At 49.9% G+C, this 23,068-nt stretch carries 17 protein-coding genes and 1 tRNA gene; 7 read left to right on the plus strand and 11 right to left on the minus strand.

Going from position 1 to position 23,068, the window contains the following annotated elements; all coding sequences use genetic code 11:
* The first annotated feature begins 70 nt into the window (after window positions 1–70).
* The 4 genes from FOC66_RS05705 to putA all read left to right on the plus strand — a co-directional run bounded on the left by FOC66_RS05705 (window position 71) and on the right by putA (window position 9,085).
* Window positions 71–2,284, plus strand: coding sequence for a RelA/SpoT family protein (locus FOC66_RS05705; protein ID WP_003747529.1), 2,214 nt, complete (start codon window positions 71–73; stop codon window positions 2,282–2,284).
* A gap of 198 nt (window positions 2,285–2,482) precedes the next feature.
* On the plus strand, window positions 2,483–3,277 hold the full coding sequence (locus FOC66_RS05710) for a formate/nitrite transporter family protein (protein WP_003747533.1): 795 nt from the start codon (window positions 2,483–2,485) through the stop codon (window positions 3,275–3,277).
* 453 nt (window positions 3,278–3,730) lie between these two features.
* On the plus strand, window positions 3,731–5,257 hold the full coding sequence (putP, locus tag FOC66_RS05715; protein WP_003747535.1) for a sodium/proline symporter PutP: 1,527 nt from the start codon (window positions 3,731–3,733) through the stop codon (window positions 5,255–5,257).
* A 222-nt stretch (window positions 5,258–5,479) separates the two neighbouring features.
* Window positions 5,480–9,085, plus strand: a complete 3,606-nt coding sequence (gene putA / locus FOC66_RS05720) for a bifunctional proline dehydrogenase/L-glutamate gamma-semialdehyde dehydrogenase PutA (protein WP_003747536.1) — start codon at window positions 5,480–5,482, stop codon at window positions 9,083–9,085.
* 57 nt (window positions 9,086–9,142) lie between these two features.
* Here putA and nth read toward each other — a convergent pair whose 3' ends face one another.
* The 4 genes from nth to FOC66_RS05740 form a co-directional block, all read right to left on the minus strand.
* On the minus strand, window positions 9,143–9,772 hold the full coding sequence (gene nth / locus FOC66_RS05725; protein WP_003747538.1) for an endonuclease III: 630 nt from the start codon (window positions 9,770–9,772) through the stop codon (window positions 9,143–9,145).
* A 111-nt stretch (window positions 9,773–9,883) separates the two neighbouring features.
* The gene (nhaC, locus tag FOC66_RS05730; RefSeq protein ID WP_003747540.1) at window positions 9,884–11,263 is read right to left on the minus strand and encodes a Na+/H+ antiporter NhaC; all 1,380 of its coding nucleotides are present in this window, start codon (window positions 11,261–11,263) and stop codon (window positions 9,884–9,886) included.
* Window positions 11,264–11,443: 180 nt separating this feature from the next.
* A complete protein-coding gene (locus FOC66_RS05735) occupies window positions 11,444–12,067 on the minus strand; it encodes an alpha/beta fold hydrolase (RefSeq protein WP_003747542.1) in 624 nt (207 codons plus the stop codon).
* Window positions 12,068–12,159: 92 nt separating this feature from the next.
* Entirely contained in the window at window positions 12,160–13,383 is a 1,224-nt protein-coding gene (locus FOC66_RS05740) for a sugar MFS transporter (protein ID WP_003747544.1), read from the minus strand.
* 274 nt (window positions 13,384–13,657) lie between these two features.
* Here FOC66_RS05740 and FOC66_RS05745 point away from each other — a divergent pair, with 274 nt between their 5' ends.
* A complete protein-coding gene (locus tag FOC66_RS05745) occupies window positions 13,658–14,071 on the plus strand; it encodes a YqaA family protein (RefSeq protein ID WP_003747545.1) in 414 nt (137 codons plus the stop codon).
* 64 nt (window positions 14,072–14,135) lie between these two features.
* Here the strand turns inward: FOC66_RS05745 and FOC66_RS05750 are convergent, their stop codons facing one another.
* The 4 genes from FOC66_RS05750 to FOC66_RS05765 form a co-directional block, all read right to left on the minus strand.
* A complete protein-coding gene (locus FOC66_RS05750) occupies window positions 14,136–15,329 on the minus strand; it encodes an amino acid aminotransferase (RefSeq protein WP_003747548.1) in 1,194 nt (397 codons plus the stop codon).
* A 98-nt stretch (window positions 15,330–15,427) separates the two neighbouring features.
* Window positions 15,428–16,078 (minus strand): HAD family hydrolase, encoded by a 651-nt coding sequence (locus tag FOC66_RS05755; protein WP_003747550.1) that lies wholly within the window; start codon window positions 16,076–16,078, stop codon window positions 15,428–15,430.
* A gap of 69 nt (window positions 16,079–16,147) precedes the next feature.
* Complete coding sequence (locus tag FOC66_RS05760; protein WP_003747552.1) at window positions 16,148–17,092, minus strand: cation diffusion facilitator family transporter; 945 nt, start codon at window positions 17,090–17,092, stop codon at window positions 16,148–16,150.
* Between the two features lie 15 nt (window positions 17,093–17,107).
* The gene (locus FOC66_RS05765; RefSeq protein WP_003747554.1) at window positions 17,108–17,938 is read right to left on the minus strand and encodes a ferritin-like domain-containing protein; all 831 of its coding nucleotides are present in this window, start codon (window positions 17,936–17,938) and stop codon (window positions 17,108–17,110) included.
* A 289-nt stretch (window positions 17,939–18,227) separates the two neighbouring features.
* On the opposite strand from FOC66_RS05765, the gene lolA reads away from it, so the two are divergent.
* Window positions 18,228–18,848: an outer membrane lipoprotein chaperone LolA gene (gene lolA, locus FOC66_RS05770; RefSeq protein ID WP_003747555.1), complete on the plus strand. Its 621-nt coding sequence runs from the start codon at window positions 18,228–18,230 to the stop codon at window positions 18,846–18,848.
* A 76-nt stretch (window positions 18,849–18,924) separates the two neighbouring features.
* On the opposite strand, the gene glmM is transcribed toward lolA, so the two are convergent.
* Window positions 18,925–20,262, minus strand: coding sequence for a phosphoglucosamine mutase (gene glmM / locus FOC66_RS05775; protein WP_003747557.1), 1,338 nt, complete (start codon window positions 20,260–20,262; stop codon window positions 18,925–18,927).
* A 216-nt stretch (window positions 20,263–20,478) separates the two neighbouring features.
* Window positions 20,479–21,345 (minus strand): c-type cytochrome, encoded by an 867-nt coding sequence (locus tag FOC66_RS05780; protein ID WP_003747559.1) that lies wholly within the window; start codon window positions 21,343–21,345, stop codon window positions 20,479–20,481.
* 285 nt (window positions 21,346–21,630) lie between these two features.
* Here FOC66_RS05780 and FOC66_RS05785 point away from each other — a divergent pair.
* A tRNA-Arg gene (locus tag FOC66_RS05785) sits at window positions 21,631–21,706 on the plus strand.
* Window positions 21,707–21,797: 91 nt separating this feature from the next.
* Here FOC66_RS05785 and FOC66_RS05790 read toward each other — a convergent pair.
* Complete coding sequence (locus FOC66_RS05790) at window positions 21,798–22,991, minus strand: aromatic amino acid transaminase (protein WP_003747563.1); 1,194 nt, start codon at window positions 22,989–22,991, stop codon at window positions 21,798–21,800.
* Window positions 22,992–23,068: the final 77 nt, after the last annotated feature.

Raw genomic sequence — 23,068 nt, forward strand, 5'->3', positions numbered from 1 at the left:
AAATCTAGGGCTGCCCGCAATAAACTGTTACAATAGCAACGTTTTTATCAAAAAGAAAAAAACGCACGCCATGACCACTATTCGCCAAACGCCCCAAACATCGAGCGTAACGCTGGAAGGCCTCCTCGCATGGTTCGACGGCTATGTTGCCGCGCTGCCTGATCCCGATAAAAACCTGATTCAGACGGCCTTTGACCTGGCTAAAGAACATTATCCCGCCGATGCCCTAACGACTTACGGCGAGCCTTTAATGGAACATTTTCTCGGCTCGATGCAAATCGTCAGCGAACTAGACCTCTTGCCCGATGCCGTAGCCGCTACGATTTTGTCCGACATCGGCAAATACGTTCCCACTTGGCAAGAATTGGTTGCCGAACGCTGCAACAGCACCGTTTGCGAGCTGGTCAAAGGCGTAGACGAAGTACAAAAACTGACCCAATTCGCACGCGTGGACAGCCTTGCCACGCCGGAAGAGCGCGCCCAACAAGCCGAAACCATGCGTAAAATGCTGTTGGCGATGGTTACCGACATCCGCGTCGTCCTGATCAAACTGGCGATGCGCACGCGCACCCTCCAATTCTTAAGCAACGTTCCCGACAATCCTGAAAAACGCGCCGTTGCCAAAGAAACCCTCGACATTTTTGCCCCGCTCGCCAACCGCTTGGGCGTGTGGCAACTCAAATGGCAGCTCGAAGATTTGGGCTTCCGCCATCAAGAGCCGGAAAAATACCGCGAAATCGCCCTGCTTTTGGACGAAAAGCGCACCGAGCGCCTCGAATATATCGAGAATTTCCTCAATATCCTGCGTACGGAACTGAAAAAATACAATATTCATTTTGAAGTTGCCGGAAGACCGAAGCATATCTACTCCATTTATAAAAAAATGGTGAAGAAAAAGCTCACTTTTGACGGCCTGTTCGACATCCGCGCCGTACGGATTTTGGTCGATACCGTTCCCGAGTGTTACACCACGCTGGGTATCGTCCACAGTCTCTGGCAGCCGATTCCGGGCGAGTTCGACGACTACATCGCCAACCCGAAAGGCAACGGCTACAAAAGTTTGCACACCGTTATCGTCGGCCCGGAAGACAAAGGTGTGGAAGTCCAAATCCGCACCTTCGACATGCACCAATTCAACGAATTCGGTGTCGCCGCCCACTGGCGTTATAAAGAAGGCGGCAAGGGCGATTCCGCCTACGAACAGAAAATCGCCTGGTTGCGCCAACTCTTGGACTGGCGCGAAAACATGGCCGAAAGCGGCAAGGAAGACCTCGCCGCCGCCTTCAAAACCGAACTTTTCAACGACACGATTTATGTTTTGACCCCGCACGGCAAAGTCCTCTCCCTGCCTACGGGCGCGACCCCCATCGACTTTGCCTACGCCCTGCACAGCAGCGTGGGCGACCGTTGCCGCGGTGCAAAAGTTGAAGGACAAATCGTACCGCTGTCCACGCCTTTGGAAAACGGACAACGCGTTGAAATCATTACTGCAAAAGAAGGCAATCCTTCCGTCAACTGGCTCTACGAAGGCTGGGTCAAATCCAACCGCGCCATCAGCAAAATCCGTGCCTTCATCCGCCAGCAAAATGCGGATACCGTGCGCGAAACAGGCCGGGCCCAACTGGACAAACAGTTGTCAAAAATCTTCCCCAAACCCAATCTGCAAGCATTGGCGGAAAAACTCGGCTTCAAAAAAACTGACGAACTCTATACGGCCATCGGTCAGGGCGAAATTTCCAACCGCGCCATCAGTAAGGCCTGCGGTGCTTTGATCGAACCGGCTCCGGTACCGGTTGACGAGACCAATATCGTCAAACAGTCTAAAATCAAAAAAGGCGGCAAAAACGGCATTCTGATTGACGGCGAAGACGGCCTGATGACCACGCTTGCCAAATGCTGCAAACCCGCGCCACCCGATGATATTGTGGGCTTTGTTACCCGCGACCGCGGCATTTCCGTCCACCGCTGCACCTGCCCTTCTTTCCGCCACCTTGCCGAACAGGCTCCGGAAAAAGTGTTGAACGCAAGCTGGGCAGCCTTGCAGGAAGGACAAGTATTTGCCGTCGATGTCGAAATCCGCGCCCAAGACCGCTCCGGTTTGCTGCGCGACGTTTCGGATGCGCTGGCGCGGCACAAACTCAACGTTACCGCGGTGCAAACCCAATCACGCGATTTGGAAGCCAGCATGCGCTTTACCCTTGAAGTCCGCCAAGTCAACGACCTGCCGCGTGTATTGGCCAGTCTGGGCGACATCAAAGGCGTTTTAAGCGTAACGCGCTTATAATTCCCATTCCCCCATCTAAAGGCCGTCTGAAAGTATTGCTTTCAGACGGCCTTTCACACATCGGCTGCCAATATATAACCTACGCTTCTATCCTTACAATCAGCCGTTATTTCCTGTCCGCCATATTCTCAGGCAAACTCGCCATCCGCATGATAAAGAAAGATATTTTTATTCTTATATTAACCTTAAGGAAACTTCATGGATACACGAGACCTGTTCCCTCATGAAATTTTGCAGGACGCCATCGGCAAGAGTTGCGCCAAATCTGAATTCAGCATCAAGATGTTGGTGATTTTGAGTTTCTTAGGCGGCGGTTATGTCGGCTTCGGCTATCTTGCCTGCCTGCGCGTCATCAGCGGCATTCCTGCCGAATGGAACGGTCTGGCCGCCCTGTTGGGCGCATCCGTGTTCCCTATCGCACTGATTTGTATCTTAATCGGCGGCGGCGAGTTGGCAACAGGCAATATGATGATTATGGCCTTGGGTAAGCTGACCGGCCGCGTCAGCACCCACAAACTGGTGCGCAACTGGCTGATTGTCAGCTTGGGCAATCTGGCAGGCGCCGTAGCTATGGCCTATTTCCTTGGCCACTACGTCGGCCTTGCCGAAGGGCCGGCCGCAGCGAAAACCATTGCCATTGCCGAAGCCAAAGTCAATATGGACTTCGGCCGCGCATTCGTCTCCGCCATCGCATGTAACTGGATGGTGTGTATGGGCATCTGGTTTTACTTCGGCGCACGCCATACTTCAGGACGAATCTTGGCCATGTGGTTCCCGGTTATGATCTTCGTATTAATCGGCTTTCAACACTTTGTTGCTAATATGTTCATCATTCCGGCCGGCATTTGGGCGGGCGCAAACGTCAGCTGGGGTCAATTTTTCTACAACATGATTCCTGTTTTCTTAGGCAACGTCCTGGGCGGATCATCCTTTGTCGCGGCCTCTTATCTCTTTGCTTACAAACACTTATTAAAAGACGATTTTTCTATTTAATATAGTCTTTTTCTCTAAAAACCCCCGTATCTGCCCGACACAGATACGGGGTTTCTGCACAAGGCCGTCTGAAAGTCCAAGTCGTTTAATTACTTTTTCTCTTTAATCCCCAAAAAACATCAGGAAAGATAGTTTCACACACTTTCCTTCGTCATCATCGGTAAAAATTTATATATTTTTATGTTTTTAAATGACTTAGCCAAAAGACGGCATCAATTTTGAATAAAGGCAGGGTTCTTCGCTTTGCAAAAGCGACTTTTTACGGTATGCTGGTTTAAATTATTTACAATTTAATGCATTAAGATTTCGTATTTTATTGTATTTGAAAATAATTTATCCTGTCTCTCTCGCAAAAAACAGGATTTTTAAGCTGTATTTTTATTAGAAAAAAGTTTGGGTATGAATTGCTTGCAATTTCAAACCCCTTTTAAAAGTTAGATGAGGAATAAGTACATGAATCCCATGTATATCACTTTCGCGATCTATTTGGTCGCCGTACTACTGATCGGCCTTGCCGCCTATTTTTCAACCCGCAACTTCGACGACTACATCCTCGGCGGCCGCAGCTTGGGCCCGTTCGTGACCGCGATGTCTGCCGGTGCTTCCGATATGTCAGGTTGGCTCTTGATGGGTTTGCCCGGTGCCATTTACCTGAGCGGTTTGAATGAAGCTTGGATTGCCATTGGTCTGATTGTAGGCGCATACTTCAACTGGCTTTTGGTTGCAGGCCGCCTGCGCGTGCATACCGAATACGCCAACAACGCACTGACGCTGCCTGACTACTTCTTCCACCGCTTCGGTGCCGGCGGTCACTTGATGAAAGTGGTTTCCGCACTGATTATCTTGTTCTTCTTCACTATTTACTGTGCTTCAGGCATCGTGGCCGGTGCTACCCTGTTCCAAAGCCTGTTCCACGGTATGTCTTACAATCAAGCCATGTGGCTGGGTGCCGGCGCAACCATCGCCTATACCTTCTTGGGTGGTTTCTTGGCCGTAAGCTGGACCGATACCCTGCAGGCTTCTTTGATGATTTTTGCATTGATCCTGACCCCTGTAATGGTGTACTTGGGCTTGGGCGGTGCAGATCAAATGAATGCCGCTATGCAACAAGTTGCCGCTTCTACCGGTAAAGAATACGGCAGCCTGTTTGCCGGAACGACCGTCATCGGCATTATCTCCACCGCGGCTTGGGGCTTGGGCTATTTCGGCCAACCGCACATTTTGGCCCGCTTCATGGCTGCCGAAAGTGCCAAATCCTTGGTTTCTGCACGCCGCATCGGTATGACTTGGATGATTCTGTGTATGGCCGGTGCCGTGGCTGTCGGCTACTTCGGTATCGCTTACTTCGGTGCCAACCCTGCCCACGTTGATGAAATGAACGGCAACCACGAACGCATCTTCATCGCTTTGGCCACCCTGCTCTTCAACCCTTGGGTTGCCGGTATCATCTTGAGCGCGATTCTCGCCGCCGTAATGTCCACCCTGTCTTGCCAATTGTTGGTTTGCTCCAGCGCGATTACCGAAGACTTCTACAAAGGCTTCCTGCGTAAAAAAGCACAACAAGCCGAGTTGGTATGGATTGGCCGTCTGATGGTTTTGGCGATTGCCGTGATTTCCATCCTGATTGCTTCTGATCCTAACAGCAAAGTATTGGGCTTGGTGGCTTACGCATGGGCAGGTTTTGGTGCCGCATTCGGTCCGGTTGTTATCCTGTCTGTACTGTGGAAACGCATTACTGCCTACGGTGCACTCTCCGGCATGATTGCAGGTGCGCTGACTGTAGTGGTTTGGGCCGAATGGATCAAAAAACCTGCTCTGGCTGCACAAGAAACAGGCTTCTCTACCGTCTATGAAATCGTCCCCGGCTTTATCATTTGCACACTCGTGATTGTTTTGGTGTCCCTGATCGACAAAAAACCTTCACGTGAATTGCAAGAACGCTTTGAAAAAGCAGACGCAGAATACCGCGCCTCTAAATAAGGTGTTTTCAGACGGCCTGCATGATTCCGTGCAGGCCGTTTTTACGACATAAACTGTTTCAAAATAATCTGATACTTATCAGAAAAAACAGCAATTTATGCGGATGCATCTTGTATCCGCATCATAAATTTATTACGATATTACTATCCTTCAGAATACCTGTTTTAGCAATCCTATCCAGGCCGTCTGAAATCATGAAAAAACCTCTGGAGAACTTAAATAATGTTTAACTTTGCTTTTCCAACACAAACTCCTCTGCGCCAAGCGATAACCGATGCCTACCGCCGCGATGAAATCGAAGCCGTACAGGATATGTTGCAACGTGCACAGATGACCGACGAAGAGCGCAACGCCGCTTCCGAGCTTGCCCGTCGTTTGGTTACCCAAGTCCGTGCCAGCCGTACCAAAGCCAGCGGTGTAGATGCCTTGATGCATGAGTTTTCCCTCTCCAGTGAAGAAGGTGTTGCACTGATGTGTCTGGCCGAAGCCCTGCTGCGTATTCCGGACAATGCCACCCGTGACCGCCTGATTGCCGACAAAATCTCTGAAGGCAACTGGAAAAGCCACTTGAACAACAGCCCTTCCCTCTTCGTTAACGCGGCCGCATGGGGTCTGCTGATTACCGGCAAACTGACCGCGACAAACGACAAACAGATGAGTTCCGCATTGAGCCGTCTGATCAGCAAAGGCGGCGCGCCTCTGATCCGTCAAGGCGTTAACTACGCTATGCGCCTGCTGGGCAAACAGTTCGTCACCGGTCAAACCATTGAAGAAGCGCTGCAAAACGGTAAAGAGCGCGAGAAAATGGGTTACCGCTTCTCCTTCGATATGTTGGGTGAAGCCGCCTACACCGAAGAAGATGCCAACCGCTACTACAACGACTACGTTCAAGCCATTCATGCCATCGGTAAAGATGCCGCAGGCCAAGGCGTTTACGAAGGCAACGGTATTTCCGTCAAACTTTCCGCCATCCACCCACGCTACTCACGCGCCCAACACGAACGCGTGATGAGCGAACTGCTGCCGCGCCTGAAAGAATTGTTCCTTTTGGGTAAAAAATACGATATCGGTATCAACATCGATGCCGAAGAGGCCAACCGTCTCGAATTGTCTTTGGACTTGATGGAAGCTTTGGTTTCCGATCCTGACTTGGCCGGCTACAAAGGTATCGGTTTCGTTGTTCAAGCCTACCAAAAACGTTGTCCGTTCGTTATCGACTACCTGATCGACCTGGCCCGCCGCAACAACCAAAAACTGATGATCCGTTTGGTTAAAGGCGCATACTGGGACAGCGAAGTAAAATGGGCTCAAGTAGACGGCATGGAAGGCTATCCGACTTACACCCGTAAAGTCCACACCGACATCTCCTACCTTGCCTGTGCACGCAAACTCTTGGATGCGCAAGATGCCGTGTTCCCACAATTTGCCACCCACAACGCCTACACTTTGGGCGCAATCTACCAAATGGGTAAAGGCAAAGACTTCGAACACCAATGTCTGCACGGTATGGGCGAAACCCTGTATGACCAAGTGGTCGGCCCGCAAAACTTAGGCCGCCGCGTACGCGTGTATGCCCCGGTCGGCACACACGAAACCCTGCTTGCCTACTTGGTACGCCGTCTGCTGGAAAACGGTGCGAACTCTTCTTTCGTGAACCAAATTGTTGACGAAAACATCAGCATCGACCGCCTGATTAAGAGCCCGTTCGACACCATCGCCGAACAAGGCATCCACCTGCATCCGGCCTTGCCTCTGCCGCGCGATTTGTATGGCAAAGGCCGTCTGAACTCCCAAGGCGTCGATTTCAGCAACGAAAACGTATTGCAAAACCTGCAAGAAAAACTCAACCAAGCTTCTTCCGAAGACTTCCACGCCGCGTCTATCGTCAATGGCGAAGCGCGTAACGTGGGCGAAGCGCAACCCGTCCGCAACCCTGCAGACCACAACGATGTTGTCGGCACTGTCAGCTTTGCCGATGCAGCCTTGGCTCAAGAAGCTATTGGCGCAGCCATTGCCGCCCTGCCGGAGTGGAGCGCCAAACCTGCGTCAGAACGCGCCGACTGCCTGCGCCGTTTTGCCGATTTGTTGGAACAACACACGCCTGCATTGATGATGCTGGCCGTCCGCGAAGCCGGTAAAACCCTGAACAACGCCGTTGCCGAAGTACGCGAAGCCGTTGACTTCTGCCGCTACTATGCCAACGAAGCTGAGAACACCCTGCCTAAAGATGCCAAAGCCGTCGGCGCAATCGTTGCCATCAGCCCATGGAACTTCCCATTGGCCATCTTTACCGGCGAAGTGGTTTCTGCATTGGCAGCCGGTAATACCGTTATCGCCAAACCTGCCGAACAAACCAGCCTGATTGCTACTTACGCCGTTTCCCTGATGCATCAAGCCGGTATTCCGACTTCTGCGCTGCAACTCGTACTCGGCGCAGGCGATGTCGGCTCCGCCCTGACCGGCGATGCCCGCATCGGCGGCGTGATCTTCACCGGTTCTACCGAAGTAGCGCGCCTGATCAACAAAGCGCTGTCCAAACGCGACGACAGCCCTGTCCTGATTGCCGAGACCGGTGGTCAAAACGCGATGATCGTAGACTCTACCGCCCTGCCGGAACAAGTCTGCCTTGATGTATTGAACTCTGCCTTCGACAGCGCAGGCCAACGTTGTTCCGCTCTGCGTATCTTGTGCGTTCAAGAAGATGTTGCCGATAAAATGGTCAACATCATCAAAGGTGCAATGGACGAATTGGTTGTCGGCAAACCGACCCAACTGACCACAGACATCGGCCCTGTCATCGATGCTGAAGCCCAACAAAACCTGTTGGCCCACATCAACCGAATGAAAGGCGTAGCGAAGGCTTACCACGAAGTCAAAACTGCTGCCGACGTTGATAGCAACAACTCTACTTTTGTTCGTCCAATCCTGTTTGAATTGAACAACTTGAACGAGTTGCAACGCGAAGTATTCGGCCCTGTATTGCACGTTGTCCGCTACCGCGCCAGCGAATTGGATCAACTCATCGACCAAATCAACGCCAAAGGCTATGCTTTGACCAGCGGTGTACACAGCCGTATCGAAGGTACTGTCGACCACATCCGCGACCGCATCGAAGCCGGTAACATCTATGTTAACCGCAACATCGTCGGTGCCGTTGTCGGCGTACAACCTTTCGGCGGTCACGGCTTGTCCGGTACCGGTCCAAAAGCAGGCGGTTCATTCTATCTGCAACGCCTGGTCCGTACTCCTGAATGGGTTGCCCCAACCCTCAGCCGCATCGGCCAAGCAGACGAAGACGCGCTCAAACGTTTGGAAACCCTGGTTCACAAACTGCCGTTTAACGCAGAAGAGAAAAAAGCCGCAGCCGCAGCTTTGGGTCACGCCCGCGTCCGTACCCTGCGCAAAGCCGAAACCGTATTGGTCGGCCCGACCGGCGAACGCAACTCATTGAGCTGGCGCTCTCCAAAACGCGTTTGGGTACATGGCGGCAATCTGCTGCAAGCCTTCTCTGCCCTGACCGAGCTGGCAGCCGCAGGCATCCAAACCGTTGTTGAGCCTAACAGCCCGTTGGCTTCCTACTCAGCCGATTTGGACGGTTTGTTGCAAGTCAACAGCAAACCTGAAAACGCAGGCATCAGCCATGTTGCCGCTATCGAACCTTTGAGCAGCGAGCGCAAACAAGAGTTGGCCGGCCGCGACGGTGCGCTCATCCGCATCCTGACTTCCGAACAAGGTCTGGACATTCTGCAAGTATTTGAAGAAATCTCTTGCAGTATCAATACTACCGCTGCCGGTGGTAACGCCAGCCTGATGGCAGTTGCCGACTAATCACAGCCAAATCAAAGGCCGTCTGAAATTCAGACGGCCTTTTTTATCTGTTTTTATTTACAGTTTTGCCGGATATTCGCACAAATCATTAATCAAACATTTGCTGCATTGCGGTTTCAAAGCCTTACATGTATAGCGACCGTGCAAAATCAACCAATGATGGGCATCCATCAAAAATTCTTTGGGAATAAAGCGCATCAGCTTGTCTTCAACTTCACGCACATCCTTGCCCGGCGCGATTTTGGTGCGGTTGGCCACACGGAAAATGTGGGTATCGACTGCCATAACAGGTTGCCCGAATGCAGTATTCAATACCACGTTGGCAGTTTTTCGGCCGACACCGGGCAAAGATTCCAAAGCCTCGCGGTCGGCAGGCACTTCGCCATTGTATTTTTCCAGCAAAATACGGCAAGTCTGCATGATGTGTTTGGATTTGGTTTTGTAGAGGCCTATGGTTTTGGTGTATTCCATCACGCCATCCAGCCCCAAATCCAACATGGCTTGCGGCGTATTGGCAACGGGAAAGAGTTTGGCAGTCGCTTTGTTCACGCCGACATCAGTCGCCTGAGCAGACAATAAAACAGCGATGAGCAGCTCAAACGGCGAGCTGAAATTCAACTCGGTAGTCGGATGAGGATTGGCAGCGCGGAAACGCTCGAAAATTTCTTGGCGGATTTGTTTGTTCATGGTTGGAATTGTTTTTATATGGCGCGGCAATTATATCCGATGGGGCTGTTTTAAACAAAGCAGGCCGTCTGAAACGCATTCAGACGGCCTGATGATCAAACAGCCTACTGTTTATTTTTTACTCAAAGTCAGCCCTGTCCAGCCAAACACCAGCGTCAGAGCCAAGCTCAAGTAGCAGAAGAAGGCGTAAGGCAGGTATTCCCAAACAGGCACGCCCAAAGCATGGCTGATGAATACGCCGCAGACGCTCCAAGGCACCAACGGGTTGATAACCGTACCCGCATCTTCCAGCGTACGGGCAAGGTTGCGCGAATGCAGGCCGAGTTTGTCATAAACCGGCTTAAAGGTTTCGCCGGAAAGCAGAATACTCAAATATTGCTCGCCAATCAGGAAGTTGACACCGACCGATGTCATGGCCACGCTGAAAGTAGCACGTCCGGCATTGGTCAGGAACGCACGAATGGCTTCCAACAAAGACGGAATCACACCAATACTGAACAACAGGCCGCCCAAGCTCATGCCGAGTATCACGATGGTTTGCGTAAAGAACATGCTTTCCAAGCCGCCGCGCGAAATCAAGCGGGCAATGTCTTTGAATGCTTCGCCTTCGAGTTTGTATCCGCTGTAAAACCACGCGCCCAGCTGTTTCAAATCAGGCGTACTGTGGAAGTAAGTCACAATCAGCGCCACCACAACGGTAAACAACATGGCCACAATGGCATTGACGCGCATCAGGGCAAGGATAACCAATAAAGCAAACGGAATCAATGAATAAGCATGCACCAAACCGGTTGCTTCCAATTGTGCGCGGAAAGCCTCGACGCTGTTCATGTCATGCGCGGCCACATTGGGCAAGAGCCACAACATCAACGCCGCACTGATCAACCACGCAGGCACAGTGGTGTACATCATATTTTTGATGTGCTCGAACAAATCAATGCCGACAATCGAAGCGGAAATACCGGTCGTATCGGAAAGCGGCGACATTTTATCGCCAAAGAACGCGCCCGACACAATCGCACCTGCCGTCATCGCCATATCGGCATGAAACGCAGCCGCCATCCCCATAAATGCCACGCCGACAGTCGCACAAGTCGTCAAACTACTGCCGATGGAAATACCGATGACCGAGCAAAGCGCAAACGCCGAGAAATAAAAATAAGTCGGCGAAATCAATCCGAAACCGTAATACATCAGCGTCGGAATCGCACCGCTCATCATCAGCGCGCTGACCATCAGGCCGATAAAGAAAAACAGATAAATCGCGCCCATGCCCTGCCCGACCGCGCCGATCATACCGTTTTGCATGTCTTGATATTTCAAGCCGCGCATCAAACCGTACAAAAGCAAGACCACAATCGCCGTCACAATCGACATATGCGGCAGCCATTCAAGCGAAATAATCGTATAACCCATTGCCGCCACCAAAGCCAAGGCCACCGCAATGGCTTCGAAACGCGGCATATTGAGTAAGGATTTGAAAGCAAACATTGTTCTTTGCCTTTTTAATAAGTATTTAACAGATTTTAGCATAACAGGCCGTCTGAAAAACCGGTTTCAGACGGCCTGCTGATTATTTTACGAAAACAATGCTCACAAATCCTTGCCATTTTCTTTAAAATAAACAAATTATTTAGAATAAAATATTTTTTAATCAGAATAAATAGTGTTTTATTGCTTTTTAAAATATCCATCATGCAAAAATGCCACCACCTGCCCGGCAGTTTTGCGGTTGAACAGCATACCGCTATGGCTGACCGGCAAAACGACATGATCGCGCATATTCGGACAATGCGTTTCGCTGACCAAGACCGTACCATCATGTGCGCCGTGCAAACCTAAAACACGGCCCAGTCCATATGGTTTGTTACCGGCGATACTGCCCAACTCAATACCGACAGGCAACTCAGGCATACTGCCGTCCAACGCCCCTTTGTAAGAGCCGCCCAATACCGGCTTTTGCAAACCCAAATTGAGCACGCGTTGCGCGGCACGGCTGCCTTGATGCGGCGTACCCATGGTAACGATACGGCCGCTGACTTTTTCCGGATATCCCGCCGCAAAATTGCGTAAAACCAAGCCGCCCAAACTGTGGCCGACAAAGTGCAGCGTTTCATCAGCATGGTTCTCATCAATCCATCGGGCCAAGTCCTCAACATGTCGGTTCATTGAATGCAACACACTGCAATAATTGAACAGCGCAACTTCAAAACCTTCTTGTTCCAGCAAATACGCCAGCGGTCTCATGACCCACGAATGCATATGCAAGCCATGCAGCAAAATGATTTTGGCCATTTTTTCCTCCTGTCATTTAAATCATTATGCCACAAAGTCAAAAGGCCGTCTGAAATCCCATAAGGTTTCAGACGGCCTGTTATCATGATGAATTATTCGTCAGCTTTGTAGCCTTTAATCGCAAAGAAGACGATGTATATATAACAAATCGCTGATACAACGAAAGAAATCATCAAGCCGTAAGTATCCGCAGCCCAACCTTGTACCACAGGCACAACCGCACCGCCGACAATCGCAGTACACAACACGCCGGAAGCGCTGCTGGTAAATCGGCCAAGACCTTTGGTTGCCAAAGAGAAAATCGTTGGGAACATGATGGAGTTGAAGAAGCCGATGGCCAACAATGCCCACATCGCAACATCTGCACTGGCTTTACCTGCCAACATAGCAACGCCCAACAGGGCAACAGCAGCGGTAGCATTGAATGCCAAATAGCGGTTAGGCGCAATTTTCGCCATGATGGCAGAGCCTAAGAAACGGCCGACCATTGCACCGCCCCAGTAGAACGACAGATATTTTGCGGCAGATGCGTGGTCCAAACCTTTCAGATAGCCCAACACGCTGACCAATAAAGAACCGATGGATACTTCCGCACCGACATAACAGAAAATACCGGCCGCACCAAAAACCAAATGACGGTATTGCCAAACACTGTGTTTGCCATCATGGTTATGTTCGCTCTCTTCTTCGGCAATTTTACGCGCATCAGGCAAACGAATCATTTTGACAAACACAGCCAAAATAATCAGTAAACCGGCCAACCCTAAATACGGAATTTGAACAGAAGAAATTTGCTCGGCTTTGCTGACAGTTTGTGTTGCATCAGCCAAAATCATGAATGCGCCGATTTGCGGAGCAATGGTCGTACCCAAAGAGTTAAATGCCTGAACCAAAGTCAGTGTTGCAGATTCTTTACCCGGTTTGGACAGCAAAGTCACATAAGGGTTACCCGCTACTTGCAACAGTGTTACACCTGAAGCCAAAATAAACAGCGCACCCAAGAAAGTAGGATAAGAATGGCTGCCGGCGGCAGGATAGAACAACAGACAGCCGATGGCAGTCAATAAGAAACCGCCGATCACGCCGTTTTTATAGCCGATTTTGCCGACCAAATAACCCATAGGAATCGACATAATCGCGTAAGCGGTAAAGAAACAGAATTGAATCAGCATCGCCTGAACATAAGTCAGGTCGAAAATATCTTTCAAATGCGGAATCAAAATATCGTTCATGCAGGTAATGAAACCCATCATGAAAAAGAGTGTGGTTAGGACAACCAGCGCAGGAGTATGATTTTGTTGTGAATGCGCAGACATGATTTGCCTTTCGTTTTGTTAAGATTCGCTGGGGAAATGAGCTTAAATCAGTTCATTAAACTTAACACCCATTAACAGCCGCCCGTATCATACTGATAATCCGTCACTTTGAAAACTATTTTCTAACAGCCGACTACATTATCCTTCAACCGTTTAATTTTAAAAAATTCAATAATATTGGATTTATCTTTTGATAGATTAAAAAATAAAGGCATAATCCTCTTATTAAGCCTGTTATTTCTTTTTTACAATACTCCTTGATATAACTCAAAATATGCCTCTTCTTTACGCTTACCTTGGCCTGATTGCCTCTGCCTTTACTTCTGCCACACTACTTCCGGGTACATCCGAGGCGGCATACGCCGCATTTGTGTACCAATATCCGCAACATGCCCTCGGCGCATGTTTGTGTGCCGGATTGGCGAATGGCTTGGGCAGTATGGTTTCGTATTACATGGGCAGGATGTTTCCAAATAAAAAAAGGCCGTCTGAAAAAATGTTGGAAAGGCTTAATCATTGGGGAATTTGGCCGCTGTTGTTCGCATGGTTGCCGATTATCGGCGATGCCCTCCCCCTTGCCGCAGGCTGGCTCAGGCTCAATGCCCTGCATTGCGCCATTATTCTGATTGCAGGCAAACTGCTGCGCTATGCTATGATTTATTGGGGGATGAACGCAGTTGCCGGATAAGCTGACAAGTCAAAAATAAAGGCCGTCTGAACGATTCAGACGGCCTTTGCCTTTAATTCGACAATTACAACACTTTTACAATGCTCTCGCACAAATAATCGATATTGTCATCAGTAATGCCGGCAACGTTGATGCGGCCGGAGCGGACGGCATAAATGGCAAACTCGTTTTTCAAACGGTCAACTTGTTCAGGAGTCAAGCCGCTGAAAGAGAACATGCCGTTTTGTTCGATAATGAAATCAAAGTCTTGGCTTGCGCCTTTTGCTTTAAGCAATTCGACAAATTTTTGACGCATGGCTTTGATGCGGCCGCGCATTTCATCGAGTTCAGCAATCCATTGTGCTTTCAAATCATCATTTTTCAACACCAGCGCAATGGTGTTCGCACCGTGTGAAGCCGGGTTGGAATACAAGGTACGGATGATGGTTTTGACTTGGCTGTGGGCGCGGGCTGCAGTTTCTTCATCTTCGGCCACCAAAGTGAACGCGCCGACACGCTCATTGTACATACCGAAGTTTTTGGAATAAGAACTGGCAATCAGCAATTCTTTATTGTATTTCAAGAATACACGCAAGCCGTAGGCATCTTCTTCCAAGCCGTTGCCGAAGCCTTGGTAGGCAAAGTCAAACAGCGGCAACCAGCCTTTTTCAGCAGAAAGTTTAGCCAAAGTTTCCCATTGTTCGGGCGTAGGGTCGATACCGGTAGGATTGTGGCAGCAGCCGTGCAGCAGGACGATGTCGCCTTTTTGCGCTTGGCTCAAGTCTTCAATCATGCCGTCCCAATCCAAACCGTGTTTGGCGGCATCATAGTAGCGATAAGGTTTGTCTTGGATACCGACCGCTTTGGCGATTGCATTGTGGTTTGGCCAAGTCGGATTGGAAATCCAGATGGTTTGCGCGTTCAACTGACGTTTGGCAAACTCGGCCGCAATACGCAATGCGCCTGTACCGCCAAGGCTTTGCGCTGTTTTGGCGCGACGGCTTGCAATGATTTCGTGGTCTTTGCCAAACAGCAGAATTTGGGTTTGTTCGTTGTAGTCGGCAACACCGTCGATGGTCAGGTAGTTTTTGGTTGTTTCACTTTCCAACAGGCGTTTTTCAGCCTCTTTGACGGCTTTGACAATAGGCGTTGCGCCGGATGCGTCTTTGTACACGCCGATGCCGAGATTGACTTTTTCGGGACGGGTTTCGGCTTTAAACGCTTCACCCAAACCTAAAATCGGATCAGCAGGAGCTGCTTCGATATGCTTGAAAAACATGATTTTTCTCTTTACAAGTAGTAAAACGGTTGAAAAAATACAGATTCATGTAATTTTACGCCGTTTCAGGCCGTCTGAAAACGGATTATTACAGGGTTTTAACGCAAGATTGCCAACAAATCCAAAGGCGTGGCAATACGGAAATCGGCAAGCCAGTTTTCGGTTTGGTCTTCGGCAGAAATATAGCCCCAATCGGCAAGCACGGTTGTCATCCCGGCATTCTTGCCTGCCTGCATATCGCGCTCGGCATCGCCGACATAAAAACATCGCTGCGCTTCGACACCCATCTGTTCGCACGCATAAAACATGGGCTTCACGCTGGGCTTGGGTTCATCGCATGTATCGCCGCTGACAATGACGGCAGGATGCACGGTAAACCCGAGCTTAGGCACGAGGACATCGGTAAAGCGCATAGGCTTGTTGGTGATAATGCCCCATTGGATACCGCGTCGAACTAAGGCTTCCAGCATTTCGTTTACGCCGTCGAACAAGATGGTTTGGTCGGCATAGCAGCGGCTGTATTCGTCCAAAAACTCTTTGCGCCATTGCATATAGTCCGGATGCTCGGGCGTAATGCCTGCACCGAGTTTGAGCAAACCGCTCGCACCGTGGCTGGCCTGCGGACGGATTTCATCCATGCTTTTTTCAGGCAAACCGTGTCGGCGCAATACCGTGTTGAGCGCGCCACCCAAATCAAGTGCGGTATCGGCAAGCGTGCCGTCAAGGTCGAATAATACGGCTTGGGTCATAAGTGTTCCTTTGATGATTTTAGAAGGCCGTCTGAACAATCCAACAAGTTTCAGACGGCCTGAATATGGTTAATGGTGATGATGTTCATGCATTTCCTGTGAACACAAGACTTCATCTTTATGCGGGTGCCGTTCGCTTTCAATCTGAATCGTACAATGCCCGATGTTGTGATGCGCCAATTCATGTTCGATGCGGTAGGCGATTTGTTCGGATTCGGCAACCGTCATGCTGCCATCTACGACAATATGGCAGGATAAAACGTGGATATTGCTGGTAATCGTCCAAACATGCAAGTCGTGAACGGATTTTACGCCTTCCGTATTGCGGATCACGCTGAGCAACTCATTGGTATGGATGTTTTCCGGCGCGCCTTCCATCAAAATGTGCAAAGTCTGTTTAAACAGCGTCCAGCCGCTGCGCCCTACCAAAGCCGCCACCAATACGCTGGCAACTGTATCCGCCCATTGCCAGCCATACGCCATTATCAGCACTGCTGCGACAATCGCCCCTATCGAGCCGAACAAATCGCTGATTACATGCAGATACGCGCCGCGCATATTAACGTTTTCTTCGGTATCACTATTTTTCAACATATAAACGGCGACGCCGATGTTGACCAGCAACCCGATAATACTGACCACCAACATGCCGCCCGTCAAAATTTCCGGCGGATAAAACAATCGTTTGACTGCTTCATAAAAAATCATCGCCGCAATCAACACCAGCGACAATCCGTTAAACATTGCCGTCAAAATTTCAAAACGCTTGTAACCGAATGTCTTTTGCAGCGTGGTCTGTTTCTCGCCAAGTTTGAATGCCCACAATGCCATGCCCAACGAAAACGCATCGCTGAACATATGCCCCGCATCGGAAAGCAGGGCCAAAGAATTGGTCAGCCAGCCGCCGACCGCCTCAACCAGCATAAATCCGGCAATGACGAAAAATGAAATGCGCAATACCTGCTTGTTGGCGGTATGCGTATGCGCGTGCGAATGATCGTGATGATGTGCCATGATGGTTTTACCGTTTCAGACGGCCTTTTTATCCTGTTTCAAACTTTTCTCAAAATCTTCCAACATATCCAGCTCGAAACGGCTGAATCCAGCACGTTCCCTCGCTTCGATATTGACGTAACCGCGGAAGATAAACATATCGTAACGCGCAATCAGGCTGCGGAACAGGGCGACCGGTTCCAAACCGCGCTCACGGCAAAGATGCTGATACCAATGATTGCCGATAGCGACATGCCCCACTTCATCGCGGTAAATAATATCCAGCACATCGCAGGTTTCCATATCGCCGCGCTGCGCCACTTTTGCACGAATACCCGGCGTAACATCCAAACCGCGCGCTTCCAACACCCGCGGCACCAAAGCCATGCGTAGCAAAGGATCGTAAGCGGTTTTATACGCCATGTCCCACAAATGCCCGTGCGCTTCAAAATCGCCGTAATCGTAGCCCAAGCTGTTCAGACGGCCACGCATCAAGCCGAAGTGAAACACTTCTTCTTTCGCCACCCTTACCCAATCGCGTACAAACTGAAACGGCATATTGTGGAAACGATACGCCGCATCCAAAGCCAGATTAATCGCGTTAAATTCAATGTGCGCAATCGCATGCAACATCGCCGCATAGCCTTCGACCGTATTCATCTTGCGCGGCGTAACCTCCGAAGGCGCAACCAACCGCGGACGCAACGGATGGCCTGCAAAACGGCAATCCACGGGTTTCGACGCTTCAGCCGTCAAGCCTTCCGCCTCGCCCAACTGCGCAAACAAGGCCTGCGTCAATTTTCCTTTTTCATCCGGATTGTCCGACAGCAAAGCCTGCTCCAATAAAGGATAAGGATTCAGATACATACAAAACCATTGTTTTCAAAAGATAAATATTATAACCGTTTTAAAAAGCAAACAGAAAGACTATAATTTCACGCTTTCCGTAAAATGACATTAAATACCACACCAAGCCCTTATGCGTTTCATTAAAAAAACGTCAAAACCAAATACAGGCCGTCTGAAGAAATAAAATTATTTCAGATACTTGCTTGGATTTTTCATATTTACACAAATTAAACCCGCCCTTCAGCCCCTTGCCTGTTACACCATAACGTCTATACTGAACCCATCTCTCCGAACAAGGAACCAAAACATGAAAACCAACCAACTGTTCACCCTGACCGCTGCCGCGCTGCTTTCTTCAGCCATCGGCTTTGCACAAGCCGGCGCAGTGGACGCCCTGAAAAAATTCAATAATGACGCCGACGGTATCAGCGGCAACTTCAGCCAAACCGTTCACAGCAAAAAGAAAACCCAAACCACATACGGCACATTCAAAATCCTGCGCCCGGGTTTGTTCAAATGGGAATACACCAAACCCTACAAACAAACCATCGTTGGCGACGGCAAAACCATTTGGCTCTATGACGTAGATTTGGCGCAAGTAACCAAGTCCTCACAAGACCAAACCATCGGCGACAGCCCTGCCGCCATTCTCTCCAACAAAACCGCATTGGACAGCAGCTACACGCTGAAAGAAGACGGCTCTGCCAACGGCATCGACTACGTTTTGGCTACGCCTAAGAAAAACAACGCCGGCTACCAATACATCCGCATCGGCTTCAAAGGCGACAACCTTGCCGCCATGCAGCTGAAAGACAGCTTTGGCAACCAAACCAGCATCAGCTTCAGCGGTTTGAACACTAAGCCTAACCTTTCCAGCGGTATGTTCAAATTCACCCCTCCTAAAGGCGTTGATGTCTTGAGCAACTAAGCTTCTAATGAAACACAAAGGCCGTCTGAACAACAGACGGCCTTTTATTTAGTTCAATTCAAAATCAAACACACTGTTACTTTTGACCTTGAATGGCAGCGGCAATTTTTTCTGCGCCTTTTTTCGCCCAGTCCGCCTGTTTGGCTTCCACCATCACACGCACGACAGGCTCGGTACCGGATGCGCGCAAGACCACGCGGCCTTTGCCTTCGAGTTCTTTTTCCACTTCGGCCAAAGCCTCTTTGGAAGCATCCTGCCAGTTTTGGCCTTTTTTGATGCGGACGTTAATCATGGTTTGCGGATACGGCTGCCAATCGGCGCAAACGGTGGCAAGGTCTTGATTCAAGGTTTGCAATGCAGCCAAAACTTGCAGCGCGGAAATGATGCCGTCGCCGGTATTGTGTTTGTCCATGCACAAAATATGACCGCTGGCTTCGCCGCCAATCAGCCAACCGCGTTGATGGAGCTGTTCCAACACATAGCGGTCGCCCACTTTGGCGCGGCAGAAATCAACGCCCTGCTCTTTCAAAGCAACTTCCATCGCCATATTGGTCATTACCGTACCCACAACGCCGCCGATTTCCACGCCTTCGTGCGCGCGTGCTTTGGCAATCACATAAATCAAGCTGTCGCCGTCATACACTTTGCCATTGCGGTCAACCATCATCAAACGGTCGCCGTCGCCATCCAAGGCAATGCCGTAATCAGCTTCATTTTGCAACACAGCGGCTTGCAAAGCTTTCGGATGGGTCGCACCGCATTTTTCATTGATGTTGTAGCCGTTCGGCTCATTACCGATACTGACCACTTGCGCACCCAATTCATGGAATACTTTAGGCGCAACCGCATAGCCCGCACCATTGGCGGTATCGACCACCAATTTCAGACCGCGCAAGTCCAAATGGCTTGGGAAAGTGGATTTACAGAACTCGATATAGCGGTCATCCGCACCATTAATCCGGCGCGCACGGCCAAGACGGCTGGAGGGCTGGGTTTTCATTTCCTCATCGATTTTGGCTTCGATTTCCAACTCGATTTCATCGCTCAGCTTCACACCGCCTTCGGCAAAGAATTTAATGCCGTTGTCGGAATAAACGTTGTGGGAAGCAGAAATCATCACACCGGCAGACAAACGCAAAGCACGGGTCAAATACGCCACGCCCGGAGTCGGCAGAGGGCCGGTTTGAATAACATTAACACCGGCGGCGGTAAAACCGGCAATCAGCGCGGCTTCCAGCATATAGCCTGAAATACGCGTGTCTTTACCGATCAAGACAGTCGGTTTGATTTCGCCTTCGTGCTGCACCAAAACCTGACCTGCCGCATAACCCAATTTCAAGACAAAATCAGGATTGATAGGAAACTGACCGACTTCGCCGCGCACACCGTCAGTACCGAAATATTTTTTTGCCATGAGATAACTCCGTGATTGTTTTGTCGTATGTGAGTATTGTTGAACTTCTTTAAAAGAATCTTGATTGTATTCGAAGGCTGTCTGAATCTTTCAGACGACCCTTGATCATGAGAATAATTTACTACTTCAGTATTATAGCAAGATCCGGATTTCCTGCACGAAAAAAGCGCATCCTTTTGCAGAATGCGCTTTCTATTCGAGATTCAAAATCAAATCTTAGAATTTAGCACCAGACTGATTAGCCATGTAATCAACTGCAGCTTTCACTTCATCATCGCTCAGGCTACCGTTACCGCCTTTGGCAGGCATTGCGTTAAAGCCTTCGAGTGCGTGTTTGTGCAGGGTGTCTTTACCTTGTTTGATACGAGGAGCCCAGTCTTCTTTTTTACCTACATGAGGAACACCTGGAACTGCACCGCCATGACATGCTTGGCAGTTGGCTTCGTAAACTTTTTTACCGTCTGCACCGCCGGCTGCCGGAGCCGCTGCACCTTTGTCATCTGCTTTGGCCGCATCTGCTTTAGGGGCTTCTGCAGGAGCTGCACCTTCAGCCGCCGGAGCTGAAGCGGCTTCGCCGGAAGCGGCTGCATCGGCAGGAGCTGCGGCATCCGGATCAGGGAAGGTACCGCCGCTCTTGTTCGCCATGTAAGTGATGACGCGTTTGAGTTCTTGGTCGGTCAAATCGGCTGCGCCGCCTTTTGCAGGCATGGCGTTAAAGCCGTTCAGAGCGTGTTGGAAAAGGGTATCGAAGCCTTGTGCGATACGGGGAGCCCATTCGCCGTTATTTTCGATTTTCGGCGCGTTGGGGACGGATTTGTCTGCGCCGTGACACTGGATACAGATTTTGTTGAAAATCTGATCGCCTTTGCGTTCGCCTACCGGAATGCCGTCTCCCAAGGTAAGCTGTCCTACGGGTTGGATGCGGGTTTGGGTAGCAGTTTCGGAAGATTGGGCAACGTCTGCATACGAGCCGCTGCCCGCCAATTTGATGAGGAAGTAAATGACTGCAATGGCAATAACGATACCGCTCACAAGGGTAAACAATGCAGAGCCTTGGGCTTTGGAGTCGCGGAGTTGTTTCATTTGGTAGGCCTCGCCGTTAGGTTAGGTTGTGCTGTAAGTTATAGTTTATGTGTTAAACGCAGTTAACAATATTTTGCTGGATTATACTGAATTCGCAAAGGCTTTCCAATCCATCTTGAGAAAAAGATACGCAAAAATCCTCAAAAAGGCCGTCTGATTCTTGTAAACCTTTGTAGTTATTTGAATATTCCACCCATGCAAAAGCGTGACCGCCAATGCCACTTTCTGACACTTTCAAGATAAACTTTGCCAACGGCGCCAATATGCGTTAACCTTACGGCTCTCGCACCCATAGCTCAGTTGGAAGAGTGTCAGTTTCCGAAGCTGGAGGTCACAGGTTCGATCCCTGTTGGGTGCGCCAATTATAAAGAGGCCGTCTGAAAGATGAAAATTTTTCAGACGGCCTTTTGATTTACTTCAAATAAAACTACATTCAATTTCAGATTAAACGGCTATTGCAACACTTTGGCAAATGCTTCGGCCACATAATCGATATTCGATGCATTCAACCCTGCCACACACATCCTGCCCGAATCCAGCAGATAAACGGCAAACTCGTCACGCAGGCAGTATACCTGCTCTACGGTCAGGCCTGTATAGCTGAACATGCCGCGCTGTTTGATAAAATAGCGGAAATCGCGATTGGGGATTTTGGCCGTCAAAACATCATAAAGTTTCTGACGCATGGCACGGATGCGGTCGCGCATGGCGTAAACCTCGTTTTCCCACAAAGCGCGCAAATCATCGCTGTTCATCACATCGGAAGCGATATATGCGCCATGCGCGGCAGGGCTGGAATAAATGCGGCGGACGGTAAATTTCAACTGTCCGAACACCAGCTCTGCTTCTTCCTTATTGGGACACACTGCGCTCAAACCGCCGACGCGCTCGCCGTACAGTGACAGGTTTTTCGAAAAAGAATTGCTGACAAACAAAGGCAGGCCCATTTCAACGGCTTTACGGATTGCATAGGCATCGCTGTCCAAATCCTCGCCGAAACCTTGATAGGCAATATCCATAAACGGAATCAGCTTGTGCGTTTTGATAATATCCAACACTTCATCCCATTGCGCTTGCGACATATCGACGCCGGTTGGGTTTTGACAGCATGGGTGCAAAATCAAGACGCTGTTTTCCGGCAAGGTTTTGAAAAACGCAGTCATTTCTTCAAATTTTACGCCGACGGTTTCAGGGTTGTAATAAGGATACGTCCCCACTTCAAAACCGGCGCCTTCAAAAATACCTTTATGGTTGTCCCAAGTCGGGTCGCTGACATAGGCTTTCGCTTCAGGGAACCAACGGTGCAAAAAGTCGGCACCGACTTTCAACGCCCCTGAGCCGCCCAAAGTCTGTATGGTTGCAACGCGCCCTTCTGCCAGCGCCTGATTATCCTGCCCAAACAGCAAACGCTGAACAGCACTTCGATAAGTGTCCAAACCTTCCATCGGCAGATAAGGCGATGGGCGCGGTACGGCCGCACGCTCTGCTTCTGCCCGGCGGACAGATTCTAAAACCGGCATTTTGCCTTCGTCATCAAAATAAATGCCGATGCTCAAATTGACTTTTTCAGGACGCTCGTCGCGTTTAAAGGTTTCAACCAAACTCAAAATCGGGTCACCCGGATAATACTCGACATGACGGTACATGGTGCTTCCTTTGTTTTTAGACAGAATGGGGAAGATTGTGGCACTAAAAGACCTTATTTGCAAAATCAGGCCGTCTG

It is taken from the genome of Neisseria mucosa, from assembly GCF_013267835.1.
GTDB lineage: Bacteria > Pseudomonadota > Gammaproteobacteria > Burkholderiales > Neisseriaceae > Neisseria.

Bases quoted from the DNA above. Each gene is read 5' to 3' on its own strand.
- FOC66_RS05705 (WP_003747529.1), top strand. From the start codon at position 71: ATGACCACTATTCGCCAAACGCCCCAAACATCGAGCGTAACGCTGGAA.
- FOC66_RS05710 (WP_003747533.1), top strand. From the start codon at position 2,483: ATGGATACACGAGACCTGTTCCCTCATGAAATTTTGCAGGACGCCATC.
- putP (WP_003747535.1), top strand. From the start codon at position 3,731: ATGAATCCCATGTATATCACTTTCGCGATCTATTTGGTCGCCGTACTA.
- putA (WP_003747536.1), top strand. From the start codon at position 5,480: ATGTTTAACTTTGCTTTTCCAACACAAACTCCTCTGCGCCAAGCGATA.
- nth (WP_003747538.1), bottom strand. From the start codon at position 9,772: ATGAACAAACAAATCCGCCAAGAAATTTTCGAGCGTTTCCGCGCTGCC.
- nhaC (WP_003747540.1), bottom strand. From the start codon at position 11,263: ATGTTTGCTTTCAAATCCTTACTCAATATGCCGCGTTTCGAAGCCATT.
- FOC66_RS05735 (WP_003747542.1), bottom strand. From the start codon at position 12,067: ATGGCCAAAATCATTTTGCTGCATGGCTTGCATATGCATTCGTGGGTC.
- FOC66_RS05740 (WP_003747544.1), bottom strand. From the start codon at position 13,383: ATGTCTGCGCATTCACAACAAAATCATACTCCTGCGCTGGTTGTCCTA.
- FOC66_RS05745 (WP_003747545.1), top strand. From the start codon at position 13,658: ATGCCTCTTCTTTACGCTTACCTTGGCCTGATTGCCTCTGCCTTTACT.
- FOC66_RS05750 (WP_003747548.1), bottom strand. From the start codon at position 15,329: ATGTTTTTCAAGCATATCGAAGCAGCTCCTGCTGATCCGATTTTAGGT.
- FOC66_RS05755 (WP_003747550.1), bottom strand. From the start codon at position 16,078: ATGACCCAAGCCGTATTATTCGACCTTGACGGCACGCTTGCCGATACC.
- FOC66_RS05760 (WP_003747552.1), bottom strand. From the start codon at position 17,092: ATGGCACATCATCACGATCATTCGCACGCGCATACGCATACCGCCAAC.
- FOC66_RS05765 (WP_003747554.1), bottom strand. From the start codon at position 17,938: ATGTATCTGAATCCTTATCCTTTATTGGAGCAGGCTTTGCTGTCGGAC.
- lolA (WP_003747555.1), top strand. From the start codon at position 18,228: ATGAAAACCAACCAACTGTTCACCCTGACCGCTGCCGCGCTGCTTTCT.
- glmM (WP_003747557.1), bottom strand. From the start codon at position 20,262: ATGGCAAAAAAATATTTCGGTACTGACGGTGTGCGCGGCGAAGTCGGT.
- FOC66_RS05780 (WP_003747559.1), bottom strand. From the start codon at position 21,345: ATGAAACAACTCCGCGACTCCAAAGCCCAAGGCTCTGCATTGTTTACC.
- FOC66_RS05790 (WP_003747563.1), bottom strand. From the start codon at position 22,991: ATGTACCGTCATGTCGAGTATTATCCGGGTGACCCGATTTTGAGTTTG.